This window comes from Sphingomonas sp. P3_C5, assembly GCF_056402635.1.
Map to the genome: position 1 here is coordinate 128,726 of NZ_JBFUHA010000009.1, position 24,837 is coordinate 153,562.

Annotated in this window: 23 protein-coding genes; 12 read left to right on the forward strand and 11 right to left on the reverse strand. The window is 63.3% G+C overall.

Translation table 11 applies throughout. From position 1 onward, the window contains the following. The first annotated feature begins 12 nt into the window (after nt 1-12). From AC1DVS_RS20615 to AC1DVS_RS20625, 3 genes are all read left to right on the forward strand, one after another. The gene (locus tag AC1DVS_RS20615; RefSeq protein ID WP_478025932.1) at nt 13-1,359 is read left to right on the forward strand and encodes a TldD/PmbA family protein; all 1,347 of its coding nucleotides are present in this window, start codon (nt 13-15) and stop codon (nt 1,357-1,359) included. Next, nucleotides 1,352-2,128, forward strand: coding sequence for a 3'(2'),5'-bisphosphate nucleotidase CysQ (locus tag AC1DVS_RS20620; RefSeq protein WP_478025933.1), 777 nt, complete (start codon nt 1,352-1,354; stop codon nt 2,126-2,128). The genes AC1DVS_RS20615 and AC1DVS_RS20620 overlap by 8 nt, the downstream gene beginning before the upstream one ends. 200 nt (nt 2,129-2,328) lie before the next feature. Next, on the forward strand, nt 2,329-3,600 hold the full coding sequence (locus AC1DVS_RS20625) for a dipeptidase (protein ID WP_478025935.1): 1,272 nt from the start codon (nt 2,329-2,331) through the stop codon (nt 3,598-3,600). Between the two features lie 4 nt (nt 3,601-3,604). On the opposite strand, the gene AC1DVS_RS20630 is transcribed toward AC1DVS_RS20625, so the two are convergent. Further along, nucleotides 3,605-4,309, reverse strand: a complete 705-nt coding sequence (locus AC1DVS_RS20630) for a hypothetical protein (protein ID WP_478025936.1) — start codon at nt 4,307-4,309, stop codon at nt 3,605-3,607. Nucleotide 4,310: 1 nt separating this feature from the next. Continuing rightward, nucleotides 4,311-5,510 carry a toxic anion resistance protein gene (locus tag AC1DVS_RS20635; protein ID WP_478025938.1) on the reverse strand — a complete coding sequence of 400 codons (1,200 nt, stop codon included), beginning with the start codon at nt 5,508-5,510 and terminating at the stop codon, nt 4,311-4,313. A gap of 184 nt (nt 5,511-5,694) precedes the next feature. Between AC1DVS_RS20635 and AC1DVS_RS20640 the strand changes: the two genes are divergently transcribed. The 3 genes from AC1DVS_RS20640 (at nt 5,695) to AC1DVS_RS20650 (ending at nt 8,636) form a co-directional block, all read left to right on the forward strand. Beyond that, a complete protein-coding gene (locus tag AC1DVS_RS20640) occupies nt 5,695-6,945 on the forward strand; it encodes a glycoside hydrolase family 27 protein (protein WP_478025940.1) in 1,251 nt (416 codons plus the stop codon). Between the two features lie 160 nt (nt 6,946-7,105). Further along, nucleotides 7,106-7,627, forward strand: a complete 522-nt coding sequence (locus AC1DVS_RS20645; protein WP_478025941.1) for a hypothetical protein — start codon at nt 7,106-7,108, stop codon at nt 7,625-7,627. A gap of 55 nt (nt 7,628-7,682) precedes the next feature. Beyond that, nucleotides 7,683-8,636 carry a hypothetical protein gene (locus AC1DVS_RS20650; RefSeq protein ID WP_478025943.1) on the forward strand — a complete coding sequence of 318 codons (954 nt, stop codon included), beginning with the start codon at nt 7,683-7,685 and terminating at the stop codon, nt 8,634-8,636. 41 nt (nt 8,637-8,677) lie between these two features. Here the strand turns inward: AC1DVS_RS20650 and AC1DVS_RS20655 are convergent, their stop codons facing one another. Continuing rightward, nucleotides 8,678-9,064 (reverse strand): VOC family protein, encoded by a 387-nt coding sequence (locus tag AC1DVS_RS20655; RefSeq protein WP_478025945.1) that lies wholly within the window; start codon nt 9,062-9,064, stop codon nt 8,678-8,680. Between the two features lie 55 nt (nt 9,065-9,119). On the opposite strand from AC1DVS_RS20655, the gene AC1DVS_RS20660 reads away from it, so the two are divergent. Continuing rightward, nucleotides 9,120-9,887 carry an AraC family transcriptional regulator gene (locus AC1DVS_RS20660; RefSeq protein ID WP_478025947.1) on the forward strand — a complete coding sequence of 256 codons (768 nt, stop codon included), beginning with the start codon at nt 9,120-9,122 and terminating at the stop codon, nt 9,885-9,887. A gap of 432 nt (nt 9,888-10,319) precedes the next feature. On the opposite strand, the gene AC1DVS_RS20665 is transcribed toward AC1DVS_RS20660, so the two are convergent. Beyond that, entirely contained in the window at nt 10,320-11,396 is a 1,077-nt protein-coding gene (locus AC1DVS_RS20665; protein ID WP_478025948.1) for a glycoside hydrolase family 5 protein, read from the reverse strand. A gap of 132 nt (nt 11,397-11,528) precedes the next feature. Next, complete coding sequence (locus AC1DVS_RS20670; RefSeq protein ID WP_478025950.1) at nt 11,529-11,942, reverse strand: hypothetical protein; 414 nt, start codon at nt 11,940-11,942, stop codon at nt 11,529-11,531. A gap of 190 nt (nt 11,943-12,132) precedes the next feature. On the opposite strand from AC1DVS_RS20670, the gene typA reads away from it, so the two are divergent. Then, entirely contained in the window at nt 12,133-13,971 is a 1,839-nt protein-coding gene (typA, locus tag AC1DVS_RS20675; protein WP_478025952.1) for a translational GTPase TypA, read from the forward strand. 67 nt (nt 13,972-14,038) lie between these two features. Next, nucleotides 14,039-14,491 (forward strand): DUF805 domain-containing protein, encoded by a 453-nt coding sequence (locus tag AC1DVS_RS20680; RefSeq protein WP_478025953.1) that lies wholly within the window; start codon nt 14,039-14,041, stop codon nt 14,489-14,491. A gap of 30 nt (nt 14,492-14,521) precedes the next feature. Here AC1DVS_RS20680 and AC1DVS_RS20685 read toward each other — a convergent pair whose 3' ends face one another. Further along, a complete protein-coding gene (locus tag AC1DVS_RS20685) occupies nt 14,522-14,917 on the reverse strand; it encodes an EVE domain-containing protein (protein ID WP_478025955.1) in 396 nt (131 codons plus the stop codon). A 205-nt stretch (nt 14,918-15,122) separates the two neighbouring features. Here AC1DVS_RS20685 and AC1DVS_RS20690 point away from each other — a divergent pair, with 205 nt between their 5' ends. Further along, complete coding sequence (locus tag AC1DVS_RS20690; protein ID WP_478025957.1) at nt 15,123-15,497, forward strand: hypothetical protein; 375 nt, start codon at nt 15,123-15,125, stop codon at nt 15,495-15,497. Nucleotides 15,498-15,699: 202 nt separating this feature from the next. Then, on the forward strand, nt 15,700-15,969 hold the full coding sequence (locus AC1DVS_RS20695; protein WP_478025959.1) for a DUF3297 family protein: 270 nt from the start codon (nt 15,700-15,702) through the stop codon (nt 15,967-15,969). An 84-nt stretch (nt 15,970-16,053) separates the two neighbouring features. Here AC1DVS_RS20695 and AC1DVS_RS20700 read toward each other — a convergent pair whose 3' ends face one another. From AC1DVS_RS20700 to AC1DVS_RS20710, 3 genes are read right to left on the reverse strand one after another with little or no spacing between them, the layout of a single operon-like run. Next, nucleotides 16,054-16,809 carry an isocitrate lyase/PEP mutase family protein gene (locus AC1DVS_RS20700; RefSeq protein ID WP_478025961.1) on the reverse strand — a complete coding sequence of 252 codons (756 nt, stop codon included), beginning with the start codon at nt 16,807-16,809 and terminating at the stop codon, nt 16,054-16,056. Nucleotides 16,810-16,838: 29 nt separating this feature from the next. Next, the gene (locus AC1DVS_RS20705) at nt 16,839-17,639 is read right to left on the reverse strand and encodes a LytR/AlgR family response regulator transcription factor (RefSeq protein ID WP_478025962.1); all 801 of its coding nucleotides are present in this window, start codon (nt 17,637-17,639) and stop codon (nt 16,839-16,841) included. After that, entirely contained in the window at nt 17,636-18,742 is a 1,107-nt protein-coding gene (locus AC1DVS_RS20710; RefSeq protein ID WP_478025964.1) for a sensor histidine kinase, read from the reverse strand. The genes AC1DVS_RS20705 and AC1DVS_RS20710 overlap by 4 nt, the downstream gene beginning before the upstream one ends. A gap of 69 nt (nt 18,743-18,811) precedes the next feature. Between AC1DVS_RS20710 and AC1DVS_RS20715 the strand changes: the two genes are divergently transcribed. Continuing rightward, nucleotides 18,812-19,396, forward strand: coding sequence for an HD domain-containing protein (locus AC1DVS_RS20715; RefSeq protein ID WP_478025966.1), 585 nt, complete (start codon nt 18,812-18,814; stop codon nt 19,394-19,396). Nucleotides 19,397-19,815: 419 nt separating this feature from the next. Here AC1DVS_RS20715 and AC1DVS_RS20720 read toward each other — a convergent pair whose 3' ends face one another. After that, nucleotides 19,816-22,566: a TonB-dependent receptor gene (locus tag AC1DVS_RS20720; protein WP_478025967.1), complete on the reverse strand. Its 2,751-nt coding sequence runs from the start codon at nt 22,564-22,566 to the stop codon at nt 19,816-19,818. A 146-nt stretch (nt 22,567-22,712) separates the two neighbouring features. Continuing rightward, nucleotides 22,713-24,821, reverse strand: a complete 2,109-nt coding sequence (ligA, locus tag AC1DVS_RS20725) for an NAD-dependent DNA ligase LigA (protein WP_478025969.1) — start codon at nt 24,819-24,821, stop codon at nt 22,713-22,715. Nucleotides 24,822-24,837: the final 16 nt, after the last annotated feature.

A 24,837-nucleotide genomic window follows, 5' to 3' on the forward strand; every position in this document is an offset into this window, starting at 1 on the left:
TAAGTCCGCGCCATGCTTACCGTAGAACAGGCGCGCGATCGCGCTCAGGATATCGTTGCCCGCGCCAAGGCCGCCGGCGCTGACGCAGCCGACGCAGTATTCGCCGACGATACGTCGCTCGATGTTTCGATCCGCCTCGGGGCGCTCGAGGATGTCGGGCGTTCCGAAAATGCCGAGCTTGGCCTGCGCGTCTTTGTCGGACGCCGCTCGGCCAGCGTCTCGACCTCGGATCTGTCGGGTGACGCGATCACTATCCTCGCCGAGCGCGCGGTCGCCATGGCGCGCGAGGCGCCCGAGGATGCCTGGGCCGGCCTTGCGCCTGAGGATCGCCTGCTGCGCGGTGCGCCGCCTCATCTCGACCTTGACGATGGCGGCGAGGCATCGCCTGAATCGCTGAAGGAAGCCGCGCTGGCGGCCGAAGATGCGGCGCGCGCGGTGCCTGGCGTGTCGAACAGCGAAGGCGGCGGTGCAAGCGCGTCGCGGTCGATCTGGGCGCTCGCCACCAGCCATGGTTTTGCGGCTGCGTACGCTGCATCAGGCTATGGTCTCTCGGCGAGCGTGCTTGCGGGAACGGGCGGGTCGATGGTGCGCGATTACGCCTATCATTCGGCGCGCCACCGCAACCGGCTCGAGGCGCCCGAGGTGATCGGGGCGCGGGCAGGCGAGCGCACTGTCGCTCGGCTCGATCCGGGTCGCATTGCCAGCGGCGCGATGCCGGTGGTGTTCGATCCGCGCGTGGGATCGAGCCTGATCGGGCATCTGATCGGGGCGATCTCGGGCCAGGCGATTTCGCGCAAGACCAGCTTCCTGCTCGATGCGCTCGGCACCCAGATATTTCCGGCCGGCGTCACCATCTGCGACGATCCGCACCGCCCGCACGGCCTGCGCTCGCGGCCCTTCGACGGCGAGGGCCTGCCGGTGTCGCCGGTCGAGATCGTGTCGCACGGCGTGCTCGAAACCTGGCTGCTCGACAGCGCTTCGGCCCGCCAGCTCGGGCTTGAGCCGACTGGCCATGCCTCGCGCGGCGCCAGCGGCAGCCCCGGCGTCTCGACCAGCAACGTCCATATCGCCGCAGGGCTCGTGCCGCCGGCAACGCTGATTGCCGATATCAAGCGCGGCGTGTTCGTGACTGAGCTGATCGGCATGGGCGTCAACGGCGTGACCGGCGATTACAGCCGCGGTGCCGCGGGCTTCCTGATCGAGGACGGCGAGATCACGACGCCAGTCGCCGAGTTCACCATTGCGGGGAATCTGAAGGACATGTTCCTGAACCTCACCCCGGCCAATGATCTCGAGTTCCGCTATGGCACCAATGCGCCGACCCTGCGCGTCGACGGAATGACGGTGGCGAGTGGCTGAGGTTCTGGCGGACGCCATTGCGGCGATCGCGCGCGAAGCCAGCGCGCTTGCCCTGTCGAAGTGGCGCACCGACTTCAAGCAATGGGAAAAGAGCCCGGGCAATCCGGTCTGCGAGGTCGATCTCGACGTCAACGACCTGATCCGCCGTCGCCTGTCTGCCTTGGTGCCGGATGCCGGCTGGCTGTCCGAGGAGACGGTCGACAATGCCGATCGGCTGGCGCAGTCGCGGCTCTGGGTGGTCGATCCGATCGACGGTACGCGCGACTTTGTGCGTGGCCGCCCGGGCTGGGCCGTTTCGATCGCGTTGGTGGAGGACGGCCAGCCTTTGATCGGTGTGCTCGATGCGCCAGCGCGGGACGAGGTCTGGCGTGCTGAGGCCGGACGGGGCGCGACGCGCAATGGCGAGCCGGTCCATGCCGGGGACCGTATTGTATTTGCGGGTGCGCGGGTGCCGACTGACGTGCTGCCCAAGGTCGATCAGGATCTGGTCGCAATCGCCAAGCCCAATTCGATTGCGCTCCGCATCGCGATGGTTGCGGCGGGCGAGGCCGATCTCGTCGCGACGCTCCGCTGGGGGTATGAATGGGATATCGCCGCCGCCGTGCTGATCGCCAGCGAGGCAGGCGCTGCGGTGAGCGACGCGTTCGGCAAGCCGCTTCACTTCAACACGCCTAGTGCACAGGCTTTTGGCGTTTTGGCGACTGCTCCTGGTATACACGCAGCGGCGGTGGAACGGCTGGCCGACCGGGCCAGGGTAGCTACTACTTAATTCCTCCCCGAGCTTGCTCGGGGAGGGGGACCGCCCTGCTTCTTCAGCGGGGTGGTGGAGGGGCTTGGAGCGCGGCACGGTCTCCCCGCTCCAAGCCCCTCCACCATTCGCCGGAAGTGGCGAATGGTCCCCCTGCCCGTGCCGGGGAGGAACAAGGGAGCGCGCTTGCCCACTCCCAGCACGCCCCCTACGCTCCGCCCATGCGCACTCTCCTCCTCGCCACCGCCGCGCTCGTCGCGCTTGCTTCGACCCCTGCCGCCGCCGAGCCCGACTATGCAGCCCGGGTCGCCCGCGTTCTCAAGAAAACCCCGCTGATCGACGGCCATAACGACTGGGCCGAGACGCTGCGCGAGCGCGAGGGCGACAAGCGCTGGATGATCGATCTCACGCGACTGCCCGCGACCGGCGACAAGCGCTATAATACCGATATCGAGCGGCTCCGCGCAGGGAAGGTCGGCGGGCAGTTCTGGTCGGTCTTCGTGTCGCCGGGCCTGCCGCCGCTGGAGCAGATCAAGGAGACGCTCGAGCAGATCGATCTCGTCCGCGCCATTGTCGCGCGTTATCCCGCCACCTTCGAGCTTGCCCGCACCGCTGCTGACGTTCGGCGCATCCATAAGGCAGGCCGGATCGCTTCGATGATGGGTGTGGAGGGCGGTGGGCAGATCGCCGACAATCTCTCCGTGCTGCGTGCCTATCACGATCTCGGCGCCGGATATCTGACGCTGACCCATGCGCTCACCATCGACTGGGCCGATTCAGCGACCGACAACCCCAAGCACAACGGTCTCACGCCCCAGGGCGAGGCGGTGGTGCATGAGCTCAACCGGATCGGCATGCTGGTCGATCTCAGCCATGTCAGCGAGGCGACGATGCGCGGGGCGCTGCGCGTGTCGAAGGCGCCGGTGATCTTCTCGCATTCCAGCGCGCGCGCGCTGGTCGATCATCCGCGCGACGTGTCGGACGATGTGCTGAAGCTGGTCGCTGAGAATGGCGGTGTCGTCATGGTCAACTTCGCGCCCGACTATGTATCCGATGCCACGCGGCATTGGTCGGCCGAGTTCGCGGCGGAGAAGGCCCGGCTCAACACGCCGCCCTTTGGCGGGCTCTATATCGGCCAGCCGGACAAGGCCGATGCGGCGCTGAAGCAATGGCAGCTCGACAACCCCAAGCCGCAGGCCACGCTCACTCAGGTCGCCGACCATATCGACCATATCGCCAAGGTCGCGGGCGTGGACCATGTCGGCATCGGATCGGACTTTGATGGCCTCAGCAACCAGCTGCCGGCCGGGCTGCAGGATGTGGCGACCTATCCAGCTTTGCTCGCCGAGATGATGCGTCGCGGCTGGAGCGATGCCGATGTCGCGAAGCTCGCCGGGGGCAATGTGCTGCGAGTGATGGCGGCCGCGGAGACAGTCGCAGCCTCGATGCGGGACGAGGCGCCGGGGACGATGGCCATCGAGGCCGGCAAATAGGGGCTCAGCCCCCCATCGCGTCGTCATCCCGGTACTTGATCTCCAAGAACCGGCCGCGCGTTGCGAGGCTGTCGAGATCACCCTGGGCGAGCTGGGCTGACATCTCACTGATCTCTCGGTCGATGAGCTGAAGCCCTTCCGCGAGCTGTGCGTCGGGCGTCTTGCCGTTGCGTTCGACGGTGCGCAGCGGCTGCGGCACCCGGGCATAGCCCTTGAGCAGCTCGGGCAATTGCTCGCCGACCAGCTTGCGCACCTCCGCCGCCGCGGGCTCCTGTTCGTTCAGCGTCGCGAGCTGCGGCGCCAGCGTTTCGAGCCGCACGCCGATGCCGTCGAGCAGGGTCTGCATTGGCGCGGGGAGGGCGGGGCGCTGAGTCTCGAGCCATTGCTCGGTTCTGAGCGGGAGAGCCTTGAGCGGCACCTCGACGAGCTTTTCGGGTGTCACCGGCGCTTCGAGCGACACGAAGGCAAGCAGCAAGGTCACCGCGACCAGCAACGCCGCGACCAGCAATGCGCCGCCCATGCCGAGCGGCATGATCCAGCCGACCACGATCGCGGCGATCACGATCGCGAGATCGGCGCCGACAATCAGCCCGGCACGCTTGGCAAGCCCAGTGCCCTGACGCCGGCGTCTGCGCTGCGTCAGGACGCGGTCGCGCGACCGATCGAGGAACTCGTTGCTGCGCGCGATCTGGCGATCGACGTCGGTCATGTTACACGGCTTCCAGCTTGAAGGTTTCGCCACCCGCGCCCGCATTCTGCGCAGCGCCCTCGGCCCGGGCGATATAGCCCTTCGACTTCTCGACCTCGGTGCCGAGAAGATTGACCGTGGTCTTCATCGAATCGAGCGCCTTGAGCTTGAAGGCGTCGATCGTGTCCATCGTATCGTAGATATTCTGGAAGGCGCGCTGCAGCACCTCGATCGGGATGGTTGCGCTCGCCGCCTGCTCATGGATCGTCGCGGTCTGGCTCTTCAGGAGCTTGCCGGTCGAATCGATAATGTTCGCGGTCGTTGTGTTGAGCGCGGTGATCTGCTCGAGCACCAGCTTCTGGCTGGTCAGCGCCTGCGCCACCGTCACCGCGGTCCGCAGTGCCGAGACAGTGGTGGTGGAAGCGCGGTCGACGCCCTTCACCAGCTCGACATTGTTCTTCTTGACGAGATCGAGCGCGAGATAGCCCTGTACCGTCACCGCCATCTGGGTCAGCAGGTCCTGGGTGCGCTGGCGGACATAGAAGAGGGCGCTCTCGCGGATCGCCTTGGCCTTGGCCGGATCAGTGTGGTCGAGCTCGTTGGCCTTTTCCTCGAGCCTCTCGTCCATCGTCTTGGACAGAACGATCATCTGCTCGAGCCGGCCCATCGCGTTCCAGAGATTGGACCGCTCGACGTCGATCGCCGCATTGTCCATCAGCAGCTCGTCCTTGCCGCCCTGAAGCGATTTCAGGATCGAGGCGATGTGCGTTTGCGAGCTTTTATAGCTGTCGAAATAATTGCGCAGCTTGTTGCCGAACGGGATGATCCCGAACAGCTTTTGCGGCGCGAGCAGGTCGCCCCGCTTGCCGGGATCAAGGTCCTCGATCGTGCGGCGCAGCTCGGCGAGGTCGCTGCCGACGCTGCCTTCCTGATCCATCGCCTTGACCGGCCGGTCGAGGAAGCGGTTCGATTGCCCGGCCGCCTCGCGGATTTCCTTCTGGCCCATCGCGCTGATCGCATCGACTCGCTTGCCGAATTCGGGGCTGTTCACGTCCTGCGCGACCAGATCGTCGATGAAGGTCTCGACGCGCTCCTGAAGCTGGGTGCGCTTGGCATCGTCCACCGGCACCAGTCCGACCGCCTTTTCGGGCGCTAGGGCAGGAACGGGCTCTGGCGGGGTCAGCACCAGATCGGTGGTCGCGGTCTCTGTCTCGGTCGCCATCACTGTCTCCACGCTGTTGCCGCCTAGATGACGGCTATTCGAGCGCGCTTCAAGTGTATCACACAACTAATACGCCTGTCACGGACCCCATTATCGTCAATACGACAAACAAATATGATAAATCAGTTGCCACAAGCCGGGTCGACGCTGCACGATAGCCGAAAGGGCCAGGGAGAGGGAAATCATGATTGGATGGACACGTCGTGCGGCGCGCACGGCATTGGCCTGGGCAATGCTCGCCTCGCTGATCGGTGCGCTGCCGGCAGCCGCGCAGGAAGTGATCGACCCCAATCACCTTCCGCCATCGCGCGATCCAACGCGTACTGCCATTGGTCTCGCCCTTACGCCGCCGATGGGCTGGAACAGCTGGAACAAGTTCGGCTGCAATGTCGACGAGAAGATCGTCCGTTCAGTCGCTGACGCGATAGCGGCGGGCGGCATGCGCGACGCCGGATATCGCTATGTCGTGATCGACGATTGCTGGCACGCGCCGCGCGACGAGAATGGCTTCATCACCGCGGACGCGAAGAAATTCCCGTCCGGCATGAAGGCGCTTGGCGATTACATCCATTCGAAGGGCCTGAAGTTCGGCATCTATTCCGATGCCGGCACGAAGACCTGCGGCGGCCATCCCGGCAGCCAGGGCCATGAATATCAGGACGCGATCACCTATGCCCGCTGGGGCGTCGATTATCTGAAATATGACTGGTGTTCGACCGGCACCCGCAATGCCGAGGAAGCCTATGCGCTGATGGCGGACGCACTGCGCTCGACCGGCCGCGATATCACGTTCAGCCTGTGCGAATGGGGCCAGAACCGCCCCTGGCTATGGGGCAGCAAGATCGGCAATCTGTGGCGCACCACCGGCGATATCTGGGACAGCTATTCGGCCAATGACAAGGCGCATTCCTGGGCGCACAGCATGCTGGACATCATCGACCTGAATGAGCCGCTCTGGCCTTTTGCCGGGCCGGGTCACTGGAACGACCCCGACATGCTCGAGATCGGCAATGGCGGGATGACCGACGTTGAATATCGTACCCATTTCAGCCTCTGGGCGATGATGGCGGCCCCGCTGATGGCCGGAAACGACATTGCGAACATGAGCCCGGAAACGGCAGCGATCCTGCTCAACAAGGACGTGATCGCGATCGACCAGGATCCGCTTGGTTCACAAGGCCACCGGGTTCGCAAGACTGGCGAGCAGGAGGTGTGGGCGCGGCCGCTCGCGGACGGCGGCCGCGCGGTGGTTCTGTTCAACCGGGCAGCGGCACCGGCCGAGATTTCAGTCGACTGGACCGAACTCGGCTATCCGCGCGGCATGAAGGCTGAGGTGCGCGATCTGTGGGCGCACAAGTCGCTCGGCCGGTCGGCGGGCAGCTTCAAGGCGACCGTTGCGCCGCACGGCGTGGTGATGGTGCGGTTGCTGCTTTGAGCGAGGGTGTTTTCCTTCACGAAGCGTGACCGCCGTCACGGAGTGAGCCTTGTCAACTCGGCTATGGCCGACCGTCTCCGTGGTTCTTGTTGCGCGGTGGCACTGCTTGGCAAGCTTCTCGATCCGGGATAGTCTTCGTTGCCGGAATAGGGGGTCCGCAATGACTGAAAATCAAAAACAAGCGGCTGCTTATCTAGGCGTCGGCTTGCTGGTCATTGCCGTCATCGCGATGATCTGGCTTGCCGTGCAAGCAGGCAATTCCGATATTCTTGATAAATCAGACCCTGACAATGAGAAGCTGAATCACACTTGGCGGGCGGTAGCCTGGTTCATGAAAGCTGGGGTAGGCTTGAATACCCTGTTCGCAACACTGCTTACGGTCATATCCACCACTGTTACCATTGTCGGTGAAACCTACAAGAAGACGTTTGAGATTCTGGTCATCTGCGTGCTGTGTCTGATCGGTATCGTCGCGGTCATCTTTGTCCTCACTCAGTTCACTGCAACCAACGATTTGCGCTATTATGGTGAGTTCAAAGGGGTCGACAATGCCGGGGTCAAAAAGCTTCTGCTTAGTTTTCTCGGCCCGGTGATCGGCTGGTTCAGTCTTTTTCTCGCCACGCAGCTCGGCGTGAGTGTGGTCAACAAGGAAGGGTCCGTGCGCAAGCTGACGGGCTTGTGACGTGCAATCGGGAGTTGTGGGGATGATATGGAAGATTGGACTTGTCCTGGTCGCTATGCTGGCGTTGGGCCCAGTGCGCGCTACCCCACAAGCTTCGCAGTGCGAACAGGCAGCGTCGATCATCGTCGGCTGGGAAAATACCCCGCCCCCGAAACGCATATCCTTCGACGGTGGTGGCGATCTTGCACCGTGCCCCACCAACTTCAGAGGCGCAGTCTCCAAGCCGGGCAGCGTCGCCCGCAGTAATATTGCCGTAGTTTATGACAATTATCAGATGCAGCTCAACCTGCTTCTCCGCACGGCGGCCGATCCCGCGCAATTTCGCGTCTACAACGCGCAATATGGCGAATGCGAACTCGATGAGGTGCGGGAAATCTATGGCACTGAGACCAGCGGTACGACGGTGAATTTTCGAGTCGCTCTTATGATGCGGGCGCGCCGGTTGCTCTATCTTACCGGTGAATCCTGTCCGGCGCGGGAGCGAAGCAAGCTTATCCGAGCCTATTTCCGCACCAGCTGCTCACTGGCGAGCGAGGAGAAGCCGACCTTCGTTATATCGCCCGAAGCGCGTGCCCTTTATGTCACCGATGCGCGTACGCCCGCCGAAGCCAGGGAGGCGAAATCCTGCACTGGTCTCGCTGAGCGGAAACCGATCGGCCAGATGCTCGCGCTCCAAGGCGAGGCTATCAAGCGCGGCGACGTCGCGGCGCTCGGCCAGGTCACCGACGAACTGCTCACTCATGCCACGGATGACGCTTGGCAGGACGGATTCGACGCGCTGCAGGTCGATGCCGACGATGTCCGGCAGACGCAAATTCACGCATTGTCCGATCTGCAGCGTCAAGCAGGCAATGCGGGTCAATTGGACCGGGCAATCCAGCTCAATCAAGCACTGGTCGCGCTCAAGCAGGATGAATCTGCCGCGGCGGCATTTAGGGCGCAGGGGTTGAGCGACGAGGTGCTCGCCGGCAGCTTGGCGCAATATAAAAGTGCGTCGCGGGAGCAATAGCGACAGGAGGACTGAACACCCTCGATCCGGCGGCACTCGCCTTATGTGTGGGGTGCGACCTCATACTGCATCGCGCCGATATCGTTGCCCTCGGTGTCGAGGAAGCGGATGAGCGCCCCCACGGTCGGGATCACAGCCTTGGCGTAGGTGATGGTGCCGCCATTGGCCTCGACCAGAGCGGCGATCGCGTCGACATCATCGACCGAGAAGCTTGGCTCGACGCCGTTCAGGCCAGTCCCGGTGCGCGGCACCTGGCGTTTGTGCATCAGCCCCTGGATGCCGGGTGAAGCCTCGTCACCGGTGTGGATCAGGTAGAAGCCGGGTGGTCCCCAGGGCTCGAACTCCCAGCCGAATATCGCTTCATAGAAGCGGCGGGCACGATCCACATCGTCGACATGGATGGCGAAGGAGGCGAGGTTGGCTGGCATGCGCACATCCTGCTCCGCTGGCAGGTGAGCCGCAATAGCGCTATTGTGCCAATCAATGTCGCAAAAACGTCGTACGGCGGCTGACGAGCCCTATCTGGTGGTGCGCAGCGCCGCCTCCGATCTCGCGAATGGCCAGGCGATCCGTGAGCATGCGCATGACTGGCACCAGCTCATCCATGCGACCAGCGGCGTGCTGATGATCAGGACCGAGCGCGGATCCTGGGTCGTGCCGCCGAGCTGGGGCGTCTGGGTGCCGGCCGGTATCCGCCACGGCATTCGTGCATCCGGCCATTGCGCGTTTCGCACTGTCTATGTCGCCCCCGGCTGCGTGCCCGACCTGCCGGCGGCGTGCCTTGCCGTCACGATCTCGCCCTTGCTGCGCGAGCTGATCCTGCGCGTGGTCGCGAACGGCATGGTCGATCGGCGCGACACGATCGAATCCGCGCTGGCGATCCTGCTGCTTGACGAAATGCGCCGGTCGCCGGTCCCGCCCTTCGATCTGCCCGAGCCTCAGTCCGACGCGACCCGCCGCGCCGCCGCCTGGCTGTTCTCGCACGGGGCCGACGCAGCGATCCCCGCCATCGCCCGCGAGGTGGGACTCAGCGTGCGGGCCCTGGAGCGTCGTTTCGTGGCCGAGACGGGCATGAGCCTTGGCCGCTGGCGCAGGCACGGCGCTCTGCTTGCTTCGCTCGAGCGGCTGGGTTCGGGCGCGAGCGTCAAACAGGCCGCGGCGGCTGCCGGTTATGCGACTCCCAGCGCGTTCGTTGCTGCCTTTCGCGGCGTATTCGGCGTAACCCCTGCGCGCTATTTCGAGCAGGCCTGACGCCGATTTACAGCGGCGTGCCGCAAAAAATCGGACTCGTTCGCTCAACGGTTGGTATCCGAGCACCGCTGACCGCCACCGGGCTTGAGGCGCAAATTCCCTGTTCCGCCGCCGATAACAGGGAATTTTTATTTTTTCGACGCTGTCTCCAGCCTGGTTTTACTAATATCACATCTATCACAATGGGTTACCGAAATTCCCATCAACCTGATCAGCGCGGAACAGGGAAATAACAGGGAATTATCAGGGAAATCCGCCGCGCAAGCGCCATCCGTGGCGGCGCGCGCGGCATTCAGAAAGCCAGACCATTAGAAAGAGCAGCTCGGGCTTCTGAGATGTCCCGTGCCTGTCCTATGGCCGATCCGGCGATGCAGTTGAATCGCGGTCCTCCGTCACAGCCAGTGGACGGTTCCGATCGGGGCTGCTGCTTTCCTAGCGCAGCGTTGTCGTGGTCTGGATCGCCTCCACAAGGCCGGGAACCCAATGGTCGCCGTCGCGGAGCTTGAAGGTGTTGGTATAGGCCCAGGCACAGCTCTGCACGCCGATCGACGCATAGGCCGAGGTCATCATGCGATAATATCGGATCCGGTCACTCACCGGAACCGCCGGATTGTCGGTCGCCCCATATTCGCCCATGAACGGCACGCGCCCGGTGTGGGTCATGAAGTTCCGGACCGCCTGGAGATTCCCGTTCAGCTCGGCGACGTCTGCCGCGCTGCCAAGGGCGCGGCCCAGGGGCGGCGTCGGCTTGATGAAGGTCGCGCCCTGGTGGGTGAACATGAAGGGATCATAGGAGTGGAAGGTCGGCACGACATATGGGTCGGCCGGCATCGGCAGCGTCGCGAGGCTGCCGATCCCGCTATAGCCTTCGCCCCCGACGATCACCGGCCGGGTCGGGTTGCTCAGCCGGATCGCGGCGAGCGCCGGGTTGAAGACTGCCAGCAGGTTTTTGTTCGTCAGCTTGTCATGCGGCTCATTGCTCAGCTCGAACCAGACGCTGGTCGGTGCCTTGGCAAAGTCCGCAGCGACCAGTTTCCACAGGCCGGCGAAGCGCGCGGTATTGGCCTCGGGGTCAGTGAACAGCTCATCATAATTGTGCAGATCGATGATGATGTTGAGTCCGGCGGCGGTTGCCAGATCGACGACATGATGGACGCGCGCCATGAATGCCTTGTCTATCGTATAGGGTGCGGCGGCCAGGGCATGAGCCGAAAAGCGCACCGGCAGACGTACGGTGGCAAAGCCGGCCGCCTTGATGATGGTGAAATCATCATCGGCGATCCGGCGGCCCCATTCACCCTCATTGGGCGGTTCGAGATGGTTGCCCATATTGACGCATTTGCCGAGCGGCAGCGCGATTCCCGCGGTCGGCCGCGCGGCGGCCACGGGCACATAGGCTGGTACATCGGTGGGAGCCGGTTCGGGAGCGGTCGACGCCATCGCGCCGCCACCACCGGATGCCGCCGCGCATAGCGCCAATATGCCGACAAGGCTGAACCGCTGCTTCATTGGACCTCTCCCGACGCCTTCGTGCCGCGCATTGTCCGCGAGCGGCCGAAGGTTATTACTAACGTTGTCAATTCGCACGACGCGTGATCGCGTGCAAGCGACTTCGCGAGGGCGGATGGTTGGGCGCGCGCGTCAGCGCGTCTTCGATGCCTTGTCGGCGACCATATCGTTTTGCCACACCGTGTAACGGGCCTTGCGGGTCGACCGCATCGCGCGCCGAATCGCTGTTTTGTCAAAGCTGGGGCTGTTGCAGATCCAGCTGAAAAACCCTTCGTCGATCGCCTTGCCGCTCTGCATGACAAGCAGGATCTTGTCTTCCGCATCGGCCAGCAGCCAGCAAAGATCGGCACGCGGTCCGGTTTCCCGGGCCTGGACCATCACCTTGGCAACATTGCTGAGCACTTCACGGCTAGCGAAATCGTTGATCCGGGCTGGTCGTGGCGTTTTCGGCGGTTGTTCGGGTTTGGACCGGCGAAAGCCAGCAGGCGCGATCTGCCCCTGGCCCATGCCTTCGACAACATTATGAAGCAAATCGAACAGCTTCATGCGACCCCCCGCTTTCGAGGATATTGCAGGTCGAGGGGTAACGAAAGGGTTAACATCGCGAAAATGACTCGATCTGGCGCAAACTGCGCCAGCGGTCGTTTGCGAGTCGCGGACTTCCACCCTTTCCGCGGCGCAGCATTTGCGCTATCGGCGCGCCCAACCTCATTCTCTTAAAACACCGGATACCCTTATGAGCCTCCGCAACGTGGCGATCATCGCCCATGTCGATCACGGCAAAACCACCCTGGTCGACCAGCTTTTCCGCCAGTCGGGCACCTTCCGCGACAATCAGCGCGTCGAAGAGCGCGCGATGGATTCGAACGATCTCGAAAAAGAGCGCGGGATCACGATCCTCGCCAAGTGCACCTCGGTCGAGTGGGATGACCATCACGGCCACAAGACCCGCATCAACATCGTCGACACGCCAGGCCATGCCGATTTCGGCGGCGAGGTCGAGCGCATCCTGTCGATGGTCGATGGCGTGGTCCTGCTGGTCGATGCAGCCGAAGGCGCGATGCCGCAGACCAAGTTCGTCACTGGCAAGGCGCTGGCCCTCGGCCTCCGCCCGATCGTCGTCGTCAACAAGATCGACCGTTCGGACGCGCGTGCGCAGGAAGTGCTCGACGAGGTGTTTGACCTTTTCGTGTCGCTCGACGCCAATGACGACCAGCTCGATTTCCCGGTGATCTTCGCCTCGGGCCGCAATGGCTATGCCGGCGACAATCCCGATGTCCGCGAGGGCACGCTGGCGCCGCTGTTCGAGACGATCGTCAAGCATGTGCCGCCGCCCTCGGCCGATCCCGACGGCCCGTTCAAGTTCCTCGTGACCTTGCTCGACCGCGACAATTTCCTCGGCCGCATCCTGACCGGCTTGGTCTTCTCCGGCTCGGTCAAGACCAACATGCCGATCCATGCGCTCGATCCCGAGGGCAAGGTGGTCGAGACCGGCCGCGCCTCCAAGATCATGGCGTTCCGCGGCCTCGAGCGGGTGCCGGTCGACGAAGCCAATGCCGGCGACATCATCTCGATCGCCGGCCTGACGGTTGCGACCGTCGCCAACACCATCGCTGATCCATCGGTCAGCGAGCCGCTCCACGCTCAGCCGATCGATCCGCCGACGCTGTCGATGCGCTTCGCGGTGAATGATTCGCCGATGGCGGGGCGCGAGGGCACCAAGGTGACGTCGCGCATGATCCGCGACCGCCTGTTCCGTGAGGCCGAATCGAACGTCGCGATCAAGGTGACTGAAGCTGCGGACCGTGACAGCTACGAAGTCGCCGGGCGCGGCGAGCTCCAGCTCGGCGTGCTGATCGAGACGATGCGCCGCGAGGGCTTCGAGCTCGGCATCAGTCGCCCGCGCGTGCTGTTCGGCGAGGACGAGAATGGCAACAAGACCGAGCCCTATGAAGTCGTCATCATCGACGTCGACGAGGAATATTCGGGCACGGTCGTCGAGAAGATGAACATCCGCAAGGCCGAGATGACCGACATGCGTCCGTCGGGCGGTGGCAAGACGCGCATCACCTTCAGCGCACCGTCGCGTGGCATGATCGGCTATCATGGCGAGTTCCTGTCCGACACGCGCGGCACCGGCATCATGAACCGGCTGTTCGAGAAATATGGCCCGCACAAGGGCCAGATCGTCGGTCGCAAGAACGGCGTGCTGATCTCGAACGGCGCGGGCGAGGCCAATGCCTATGCGCTCGGCCCGCTCGAGGAGCGCGGCATCCTGATGGTGGCGCCGCAGGAGCCGCTCTATGAGGGCATGATCATCGGCGAGAACGCCAAGACAGACGACCTCGAGGTCAATCCGATGAAGGCGAAGCAGCTGACCAACTTCCGCGCTTCGGGCGGCAAGGACGACGCGATCCGGCTGACCCCGCCCTGGCGGCTGACGCTGGAGCAGGCGATTGCCTATATCGACGATGACGAGCTGGTCGAAGTGACGCCCAGGTCGATCCGGCTGCGCAAGCGCTATCTCGATCCGAACGAGCGCAAGAAGGCGTCGCGGGCCAAACAGGCGGCGTAACGCTTCGCCTTCAGGGGTGGCCATCGCGATAATATCCTGTAGTTTCTCCTGAATTTCCGGGGGGAACATGATGAATCCGATCGTACGTCCGTGGCGGCAGCTATTCGACTTTCGGGGACGGGCGACGCGCACCGAATATGCGTTGTTCCACGTCACCGCGATCCTGCTGTTCATCGCGTACGAACTCGTGATCGGCCTGAGCGCGATGATGTTCCTCGATGATTTAACGCCGTCGGGGCCGGGGCCGGTCAGCATCGTGGTCACGATGATCGTTGGGCTTGTCTCGTTCGCGTTGTTTGCGGTGGTCCTGATCGGGCACATATCGATAGCGATCCGGCGCCTGCACGATCATGGCGAGCCGTGGCTGAAATATCTCCTGACCTTCATACCGTTTATCGGCTTCATTTTCTGGATCATGCTGGTGTTCGCCAAGGGCGACGACTGCGAAAACGACTATGGCCCCGATCCGCGTCAGCCCGAGCAGATCGGGGTCGACGAACTGGGATCGGTCTTCAGGTAGAGCAACGAACGGTCGGGTTGAATCAATCGCTCAGGCCATCGCCAGCAGCGCCGCCCATTCAGCGTCCCGGACCGGGCTGACCGATAGCCGTGACTGGCGGAGCATCTCCATGCCGGCGAGCTTCGGCTCGGCCTTCATCGCGGCTAGCGTGACCGGCTTTGCCAACGGCTCGATCGGCTTTACCGCGACCGAGACCCAGCGCGCCTCGTCGCCGTCCTGCTGCGCGGTGCGGGTGATTTCCATCACGCCGACCGCGGCCTTTTCCTTGCCCGAGTGATAGAAGAGCGCGCGGTCGCCGACCGCCATCGCCTTCAGGTGCAGCGCCGCGGCCGGATTGCGCACGCCGGTCCACTCAGTCTCGCCCTCGCTGAGCAGATCGTCCCAGCTATAGCTTTCGGGTTCGGACTTGAGCAGCCAATATGCCATGTGATCTCCCCTGGATGTGCGTCGATGGTCCCATGATGCCGCGTACCGGCGATGTCGTCGAGCCGGCAGTCACGCTGAATGCTCGCTAAACAAGGCATTCCGACCCGGTTCAGACCGACTCCTGTACCCCTTGCAACAAGCTGGCAATTCCCGCGTTTTTCCATCGACGCGGAAAATCGGGCGAGCTGACAAGAGGAGGTTCGAGATGAACAACATGCTGAAAAAGGCCGGGCTCGGCGTGGCGCTCGCCGCGACCGCGCTCTCCACCGCAGCGCCCGCGGAGGCGCAGCGCTATCGCCATTATCGCCATCATGACAGCACTGGCCCTGCCATCGTCGCCGGGATCGCCGGACTTGCGATTGGCGCCGCCATCGCATCGAGCAGCCGGGATCGCGACGTCTATTATCGCGAGCGCGGCTATGATCCCTATTATGACGACGGCTATTACCGGAGCCACGGCTATTATCCGAACGATGGCTATTATGCCTATGAGTATCGCCGGCGCTATCCGCATTGCTATGTCGAGCGGCGCTGGGATCCCTATTATGGCGGACCTGTAAGGGTGCGCGTCTGCCGCTAAGCGCGACGACTGAATGAACGAGACGGCGCGGTGAAAGCCGCGCCGTTTTCGCATGCACTCTGGCGCCGTACGCAATCCCGAGGATGCTGACGCATCCGGGATTGAAACGCTCAGGCGCCGCGCGGGCTTGATGCCAGCGCCCGATGCGCTTCGCGCAGCGAACGCTGGCATCAGCCGCGATTTTGCGCCATGAGCCCGCGCCATGACTGATACACCGCCAGACCGCCTTTCATCCAACCCGCGCAGCCCGTTCTTCAACGAGGAACTGCTGTCGCGCGGCATCGGCATCCGCTTCAAGGGCACGGAGCGCAAGGATGTCGAGGAATATTGCATCTCGGAGGGGTGGATCCGGGTCGCGCTCGGCAAGAAGGTCGATCGCCATGGCCAGCCGCTCGCGCTCAAGCTGAGCGGACCGGTCGAAGCCTGGTTCGAGAATCCGGCGCCTGGGGCGGATGAAGAGGAAGCCAGCTGAGGCATAAGGCTCGGTAGAGCCTGCGCGCTTCGCTTTGAATCGCGTCCTTGGCGTAAGATCCGGCGGCCGCGCCTCCCGTCGCCTTTACTGCCAGTCGAAGGCTGCCTGCGCCGCCGCCGTGAGGGCGGCCATCGCGGTGCGATAGGGGTTGGGGCCGTGGCTGATCCGCGCCACGCCGGTGGCCGCGACCTCGCGGGTGCCGGGCGCGCCGGGAAAGGCCATGAAATTGACCGGGATCGGTACTGCGGTGCAGACCTTTTCCAGCAGCGCCAGATCGATCAGGCCGGGCACGAAATAGCCGCTTGCGCCGGCTGCGGCATAGGCGAGCCCGCGGGCGATCGCCTCATCGGTCTTTGCCTGATCATGCGTGGCGGGCGGGTTCTGCAGGAAGATGTCGGTGCGCGCGTTGATGAAGAAGTCGGGGCCAGTCGCGGCGCGGAACGCCTTGATCCGGCCAGCCTGGAATTCAACGGGGTGGAGCCCCTCGGCGCCGACCACCTGATCCTCGAAATTGCAGCCGATCGCGCCGGTTGCCGCCAGCCGCTTTGCATTCACCGCCACCGCTGCGGGCTCGACCGCATAGCCGCCCTCGAAATCGATCGACACGGGCAGATCGACCGCGCCTGCGATCCGCGCGGCGCCGGCCAGCGCCAGTTCGAGCGGCAGTGCCTCGCCATCGCCATAAGCGAGTGCTGCGGCGACCGACCAGCTGCCGGTGCCGATTGCTTTGGCACCAGCTCTGGCCACCGCGCGGGCACTGCCCGGATCCCAGGCGTTGTACAGGATCAGCGGATTGCGCGGCACATGCAAGGCTGCGAACGCGTCAAACCTGTAGTTCATGATCCCTCCCGCTCTTTTCGAGAGCGGCCTTAATGCACGAACCGCGCGACCACGTCACGATAGGAGCGCGACACCTTTACCTGTGCGCCCGAACCGAGCACCAGGAAGCATTCGCCGTTGGTGTGGGGCTTCACCTCTTTCACCAGATCGAGATTGACGATGGTCGAGCGGTGGACGCGCTGGAAGCGACGGGGGTCGAGGCGCTTTTCGAGATCCTTCATCGTTTCGCGCAGGATCAGCGTGTTGTCGCCGGTGTAGATGCACATGTAATCGCCGGCGGCATCGATCCGCTCGATCGTATCGACATCGACGCGGAAGATCTGGCCGCGATCCTTGATGTTGATGAGCTTCTCGAAGCGATTGGCTGAAACCTGGTCGCTATGATCCGTGAGGTTCTCGACTGAGTCGGGCGCGATCTCGGCGATCACTTCCTTCAGCCGATCGACCTCCTCGACGCCGCGCTTCTCGGTGAGCCGCTGGCGGACCCGGTCGAGCGTGTCGGCGAGCCGCGATTCCTCGACCGGCTTCATCAGATAATCGATCGCCTGCGCCTCGAACGCCTTCAGCGCATGGTCCGAATAGGCGGTGACGAACACGAACAGCGGCGGCTCCACCTCCATCAGCCCCTGGACGACCGAGAAGCCGTCAAAGCCCGGCATCTGGATGTCGAGAAAGACGAGATCCGGCTTGTGGGTCTTGATACTGCGGATCGCCTCGCGGCCATTCTGGCATTTGTCGATGATCTCGACATCGTCATAGCCTGCCAGGCGGAGCTCGAGGCCCTGGATCGCCAGCGGTTCGTCGTCCACCAATATGGTTCGAATCGTCATTGTACCTCTCTAACCGGCTCATCGAGCTGGAACGGAATCTCTATCTCGACTCCGAAGCCGCCCCCGGGGATGGAGCGGCTCTCGAAGCGGTGGTCGGGCCCATAAGCCTGAGCGAGCCGCTCCTTTATATTGGCGAGCCCGACACCGGTTGAAAGGCTTGGCCGTGCTTTCATTTCGTGCAAGCCCGGGCCGGTGTCGGATACGGCGATCTGCACCCGATCCCCGTTGAGCCGCGCAACCACTGCGATTTCGGCACCTTCCTCCTTGGGCGTGACCGCATATTTTATGGCGTTTTCGACCAGCGGCTGAAGCAGCAAAGAGGGTAAACGCGCCTTGGCGACGCGTGGATCCACGTCGAAGCTCGGCCGCAGCCGATCCTCGAAGCGCATCTTCTCGATCTCGAGATAAAGCTTCAGCGTCTCCACCTCCTGCGCGATCGTGACATGGGCGGTCGGCTCGTTGGCGAGCGTGTAGCGCAGGAACGAGGAGAGGCGGCTCAGCATCGCGTTCGCCCGCTCGGTCTGTTTGAGCAGCACCAGGGTCGAGATTGAGTTGAGCGTATTGAACAGGAAATGCGGATTGAGCTGATAGCGCAGCATCGCCAGCTGGGCCGAGCTCGCCTGGTTGCCGAGCGCCGCGAGCTGATCGCTCTGCTCCTCGACGATCAGATAGAAATTGATGCCGAAATAGAGCGCCGACCAGCCCGCGAGCACCGTGAAATTGATGAAGATCGTGCCGAGCACCAGACTGAGGTTCAGGCCTGGCCGGTAGAGGCTGATGAAAGAGAAGGAGAAGGCATCGAGCACGGCATAGAGCACGGTCGCGGCGGCCAGGGTCAGGATGGTCAGGACCACCGTCGCGATACGCCGCTGGCGGCGATAATAATTGTACAGGGTCGAGAGCAGCAGCGTGATGCAATAGCCGACGATCGATTCGATCACGACCGGGATGATCGTGGTGATCGACGGGCCATTCGAGATGCTCGAGACGCTGCGCAGGATGAGATAGCCAGTCCAGCCGGCCGCCTGCAGCGTCCAGAACGCACGGCTCTTGTCTTCGAAGAAGGGCCGCGAGAAGATCGCGGGCTTGGTGAGCAGCGCCATGGGCGGCTCTTAACCCGGCTGGGAGAAGAGCGCAAAGTGGGTTAGCATCCCGGCGCAAGGAGAGAGGCCATGACTGAGCACCAGGACCGCGCGCAGTTTACCGCGATGACTGAGGGCACGCAGGAAGACTGGAGCATCATCGGCGGGCATTTCCGCGATTTCGCCAGGGACTTGCCCGGCCGGGTGCTGACGCATCTCAACCTGCTGGCGGGCGATTTCGGCGGCTTTCCGGTCGACCGGCTCGAACATTCGCTCCAGACCGCGACCCGCGCCCACCGCGACGGGCGAGACGAGCGCTATGTCGCGATGGCGCTGCTCCACGACATTGGCGATACGCTCGGCACCTTCAACCATCCCGAGATCGGCGCGGCGATGATCAGGCCGTTCGTGTCGGAGGAGGTGCACTGGATCGCCAATATGCACGGCGTGTTCCAGGGATATTATTTCTTCCATTATCTCGGCATGGACCGCGACCAGCGCGAGATTTACCGCGGCCACCCCCATTTCGAGGCCTGCGCTGAGTTCTGCGAGAAATACGATCAGACGTCGTTCGACCCGGCCTATGAGAGTGCGCCGCTGAGCTTTTTCGAGCCGATCGTGGGGCGCGTGTTCGCGAAGCCGCTCAACAGCATTTATGCGAAGGCGGCTGAGTGACAGCGCTATCGAGCCAGAGCGGGACGAGAATGCCCGTCATGGGAAAGAGCGACGCGCATCGCTTCTGACGGTCCGCGGTGTCGCCATGGGTGATTCCAGGCACGGGGCGAATCGCGTGCTTGCGCCGGGCGGATATGTTGGAAGTGTGACATAATTCAGGGCGGATTTCGGCCCTTGGAAGGGGCTAGTACGAGGAGAAAGCTCGGAAAACCGGCGTTACGTGTTGGAGAGTTTTGTCATGCCTATCGGGTAGCTGAGGCGGATCTGTACAGAACATTGTACAGGTCTGTCGAAGCCGAAGCGCACCTACTCGGACCCGCACCGATCTTCAGGCGACGACGGCAATCGGGCCCGTTTTGCACATAAAAAAGGCCGCCGTCCCAAAGGACGGCGGCCGATTTCTTGCCCTTGGGCGACGATCAGAACTGTGCGTTGAGTGTCGCGATGAAGGCGCGTGGGCTGCCGATCTGGACGAACGGCACGTTGAACTGCGTCGTCGAGCCACCCGTGAAGCCGCCAACATAATAGGTGTTGAACAGGTTCTGCACGTTGAGCTGCAGGTAGGTCGTGTCATTGAGACCGGCCCAGGACATCTTCAGGCGCGCATCGAGATCGACCTGGGTGTAGGCCGGCGTCTTTGCCGGATATACCTGGTACACGAAGCCACGCGTTCCCGTGTAGGTCGTCGCCGTGTTTGCCGCGGTTGGGCAGACCTGATTGACGAGTGATGCAGTGCACTGCAGGTTCGGCAGATTCTGGTCGTTCAGATAGCGCGGGCCAGTCCGCTTCGCCTGGATGGCAAGCGAGACCGGGCCGAGATCACCCTGCAGGCGACCGCCAAAGGTATAGACCGGCGACCCGGACTCACGTTTGCCGGCAGTCATCGCCAGGATCGGCGCACCCGCAACCGTACAATTGAGGGTCGCATTAGCAGTCGACAGCGGCGATGCGCACTTGCCGATCTCCACGTTGGTCTTGATCTCGGAATGCAGATACGAGCCGAAGGCGTAGATCGTGACTTCGCGGATCGGACGATAGGAGACGCTGCCGTCGATGCCGTATTTGTCGACGCGACCCAGGTTGCGATAGATCGTCTGATCGGTCGTGACGTCATAGGCGCTTGCCAGGCGGTTGGTGAATTTCGTGAACCACGGGCTGATCGTCGCCTGGATCTTGCTCGAGGTATAACGCAGGCCACCGTCGAAATTGTCGGTCGTCTCCGGAACCGGGTTGGCGGCCGCAGTCCCCAGTGCGTAGAAGAAGCTCTGATACAGACTGTCCGTGCCCGGAACCTGCAAGCCCTTCGAGTAGTTCACATATGCGGTGAAATGATCCGCGAACTTGTAGGTCGCGCCGACGTTCGGCAGCACGCGATTATATTTGAACTGCCGTGCCTGCGGAGCGGCGTAGGTGGGGTTCGAGGCTGCGTAAGTGGTATTGTCCGCTGTGTTGCCGCGACCAAGGCAATCGACGTTGCCGTTCGCCGCAGTCGTGAAGCAGAAGTTGTTGAGATTGCGCTTGAAGAACGGTGCACGGACACCGAGGTTCACCGTCAGCCCGCCGAAGGTGCCACGATACTCGCCGGATACCTGGTCGAGGATTGCGAAGGACAAGCGATCACGCTTCTCGATCAGGCGACCATTGGCGCCTACCACGCCGTTGTTGATCGGGAAAACATCGGTTGGGAAACCGTTGATCTGCAGAGGGGCGAGTTCGCCGGTCTGCCGATGGCGGCCATAATCATGCGAATAGGCGATACGGATCGAGTTGTCGTCGTTGATGTCGTAGCGCAACGACGAGATCAGGCCATAGCGATGGGTAACCGTTTGGCTCGGTGCCAGGAACGTAACACCGGTGAAGCCGCTGCAAGCTGAGCCTGCCGGCGTGCAAGTATCAAGCTTATCGCCGTCAGCGTTAAGATCACGCCCGAGATAATAGCCGCCGCCGATGAAGCCTTGATAAGAAACACCACCGATCGTCCGGACGCCTTCGCGACCTGTCACGGTGCCGCCGCCATTGGCCTTCACATACTGGAAGCTTGGCTCAACCGTGAGGACGACACCGGGCGCGAGCGTGAAGCGTGAGCTGACGCGAATATTGCCGGTGTTCGACGGATTATAACGCTCATCGAACGTCGTGCCGCAGGTGTTCGTAGAGTCCTGCACGCCAGTCTGGCCGACCGCAGTTTGGCAGCGGGCGACGCTGTACGGTAGCTCGTCGCGGCTCTGGGGGAAACGATTAGTCGAGCCGGTGCCAGGGGTGCGGACGGCACCGACGATCAGAAACGGGTTTTGCGGCGTGATCAATGGATCGGTCGCCGTCCCGGCGACAGGCGCACCGGCATTGGGCTTTGTAATCTGCGAAAGGACATTGTTGTCGTAACGCAGCGGGGCCGAGCCGAAGAAGTTGTTGCGGTTGACGTTGTAGTTGCCCGAGATCGAGACGAAGTCGCCATTGCTGCCAATCGGCTGATAGACGCGCGCATTGTACTGCGCCTTGCGGATCTTGCCGAAATTGTTGAACACGACATCGTTTTCGGCATGGCTCGCGGAAATCCATGCCTTGGTGCCGAACGACGTGAACGTGCCCGTGTTGACGATGCCGAAGATGCGGAAGAAGTTATAGTCGCCAACCGAACCTTGCAGCCGCGCACCGAACTTGTCGGTCGGGACGATGGTGGTGTAGTTGACCGTCGAACCCGAAGCAGCCGCGGTCGGGCTGTCGACGTCGGTCGAGCCGTAGCTGACATTGACCTGCTGGATCAGCTCGGGATCGAGCTGCTGGTTCGAATAGAGCGCATAGTTGCCGGTGTCGTTCAGCGGAACGCCATCAAACGTCAACGCGATGCGGCTTGAATCGAAACCGCGAATGCTGAGCGTGCCTCCGGCCGAGCCGAACGGATCGTTGTTCTGGAAGCTGACGCCTGGCAGCTGATTGATCGTGTCGAGGATCGAGTTGCCGGGGGTCTGCTTGGCGATGAATTCCTGGGTCAGAACGCCCTTCGCCTTGGTGGAGTCAGGAATCTGAACGCCGCCGACGCCTGCCGCGCGGGCTGCGGTAACGACGATGTCGCCCTGATCGAAATCAGTTGAGCCGGTCGACTGCGCGAAAGCGGCGCCCGGCAGCATGAGGGCGCTGAACGCGACTCCCAGAAAAAGATTATTGCGCATGGTTTTCCCCTTTGAGGCTGAGTCGCGGATAGCTCGGTGGTGTTCACCGTCGCTGGCCCCATGCGACTCGATTATTTCGGATAAATGACACAGGGGAATCTTCAAGTGGGGCGCAGCATTCGCTTATGCTGCGTTGCAAAAAGGCATCACCCCGCAGTAGCGACGATTTCGGCCCAGGCGGCTTCGTCTATGACCCTAACCCCTAGTTCCGCCGCCTTTTTCAACTTCGATCCAGCGCCCGGCCCGGCGATCACCAGATCGGTTTTGGCCGATACGGACCCAGCGACGCGGGCGCCCAGCGCCTCGGCCTGGGCCTTGGCCTCATCGCGGCTGATCGTCTCGAGCGACCCGGTGAAGACGAGCGTCATGCCGCTTACCTGGGATTCCCGGATCTGCGACACATAGGGGACAGGATGAACCTCGCTGAGCAGATCGTCCCAGGCAGTGCGATTATGCTCCTCGGCGAAGAAGTCGACCAGGGCCTCGGCCACGGCCGGGCCGATGCCGTTGATCGCGATCAGCTCGGCGCGTGCTTCTTCGTCAGTGGCGGCGCGGGTCGCGACCTCGGCGACGCGCTCGACCGTGCCGAACGCCTTGACCAGATCGCGCGCGGTGACGCTGCCGACATGGCGGATGCCGAGCCCGAACAGGAAGCGCGCCGGATCGGGCGTGCGCTTGGTCTCGATCGCGGCGAGGAGATTGTCGACCGAGATCTCGGCCCAGCGCTCGCGCCCGATCAGCGCCTCACGCTGGTCCTTCAGGCGGAAGATGTCGGCTGGGGAATGGAGCAGACCGTCGCGGAAGAAGCTCTCGACGCTGGTCGCGCCAAGCCCCTCGATATCGAGCGCGCCGCGGCTGGCGAAATGGCGGAGCCGTTCGACGCGCTGGGCCGGGCAGATCAGCCCGCCGGTGCAGCGGACGTCGACCTCGCCCTCCTCGCGCACCGCGTCGGACTGACATTCGGGGCAGACCGTTGGGAAGGGCCAGGTGCCGCGGCTTTCGTCGCGCGAGAGATTCTCGGTGATCTGCGGGATCACGTCGCCGGCGCGCTGCAGCACGACGCGGTCGCCGGGCCAGACATTCAGGCGGGCGATCTCATGCTCATTGTGGAGCGTCGCGTTGGTGACGACCACGCCGCCGACGGTGACGGGGGTGAGACGCGCCACGGGCGTCAGCTTGCCGGTGCGGCCGACCTGGATGTCGATCCGTTCGAGCGTCGTCTGGGCGCGCTCGGCGGGGAATTTATGCGCCAGCGCCCAGCGTGGCGCCCTGGCGACAGCGCCGAGGCGTGCCTGCCAGTCGAGCCGATCGACCTTGTAGACGACGCCGTCGATATCGAAGGGCAGGTCGGCGCGAGCGGCCTCGATTGCGCGATAGTGCGCCAGCGCCTCGGTGATGCCCTCGACGCGGAGGAACATGTCGCTGACCGGCACGCCCCAGCCGGCAATTGACGTCATGACGTCAAATTGCGTTTCGCCCCGCATCGCTCCGACGACTTCGCCCCAGCCATGAGCGAGGAAGCAGAGCGGGCGGGTGGCGGTGATGGCCGCGTCTTTCTGGCGGAGCGATCCGGCGGCGGCGTTGCGGGGATTGGCGAACTGGCGCGCCTTGGCCGGATCCTCGGCCTCGGCGAGGAGACGGGCGTTGAGTGCGGTGAAATCGGCCTTGGCCATATAGACCTCGCCGCGGATTTCGAAGACCTCGGGCGCCTCACCGTTGAGCTGGGCGGGAATGTCGCCGATCGTCCGCGCATTCGCGGTCACGTCTTCACCGACCTGGCCGTCGCCACGGGTGAGTGCCTGGACCAGCCTGCCACGCTCATAGCGCAGCGAGCAGGACAGGCCGTCAATCTTGGGTTCGGCGGTCAGCGCAACGGCGGCGTCTTCGGGCAGGTTGAGAAAGCGCCGGACGCGGGCGACGAACTCGATCGCATCCTCATCGGCAAAGCCGTTCTCGAGGCTCATCATCGGCCGGGCATGCGAGACCTTGGCGAGATGGGCCGCCGGGGCCGCGCCAACCTGCGCATTGGGCGAATCAGTGCGGATCAGCTGGGGAAAGGCCGCCTCGATGGCATTGTTGCGGCGGACCAGCGCGTCATAAGCGGCGTCCGATATCTCGGGCGCATCGTCGCGGTGGTAGAGCGCATTGTGGTGGGCGATCTCGCCCGCGAGCCGGGCCAGTTCGGCGGCTGCGTCTTCATCGGTTTCGGGCAGATCGGCTTCAGGCCGATTGGTTTCAGGCTGGGATGCGCTCATGGCAAAGCGCTAGCGG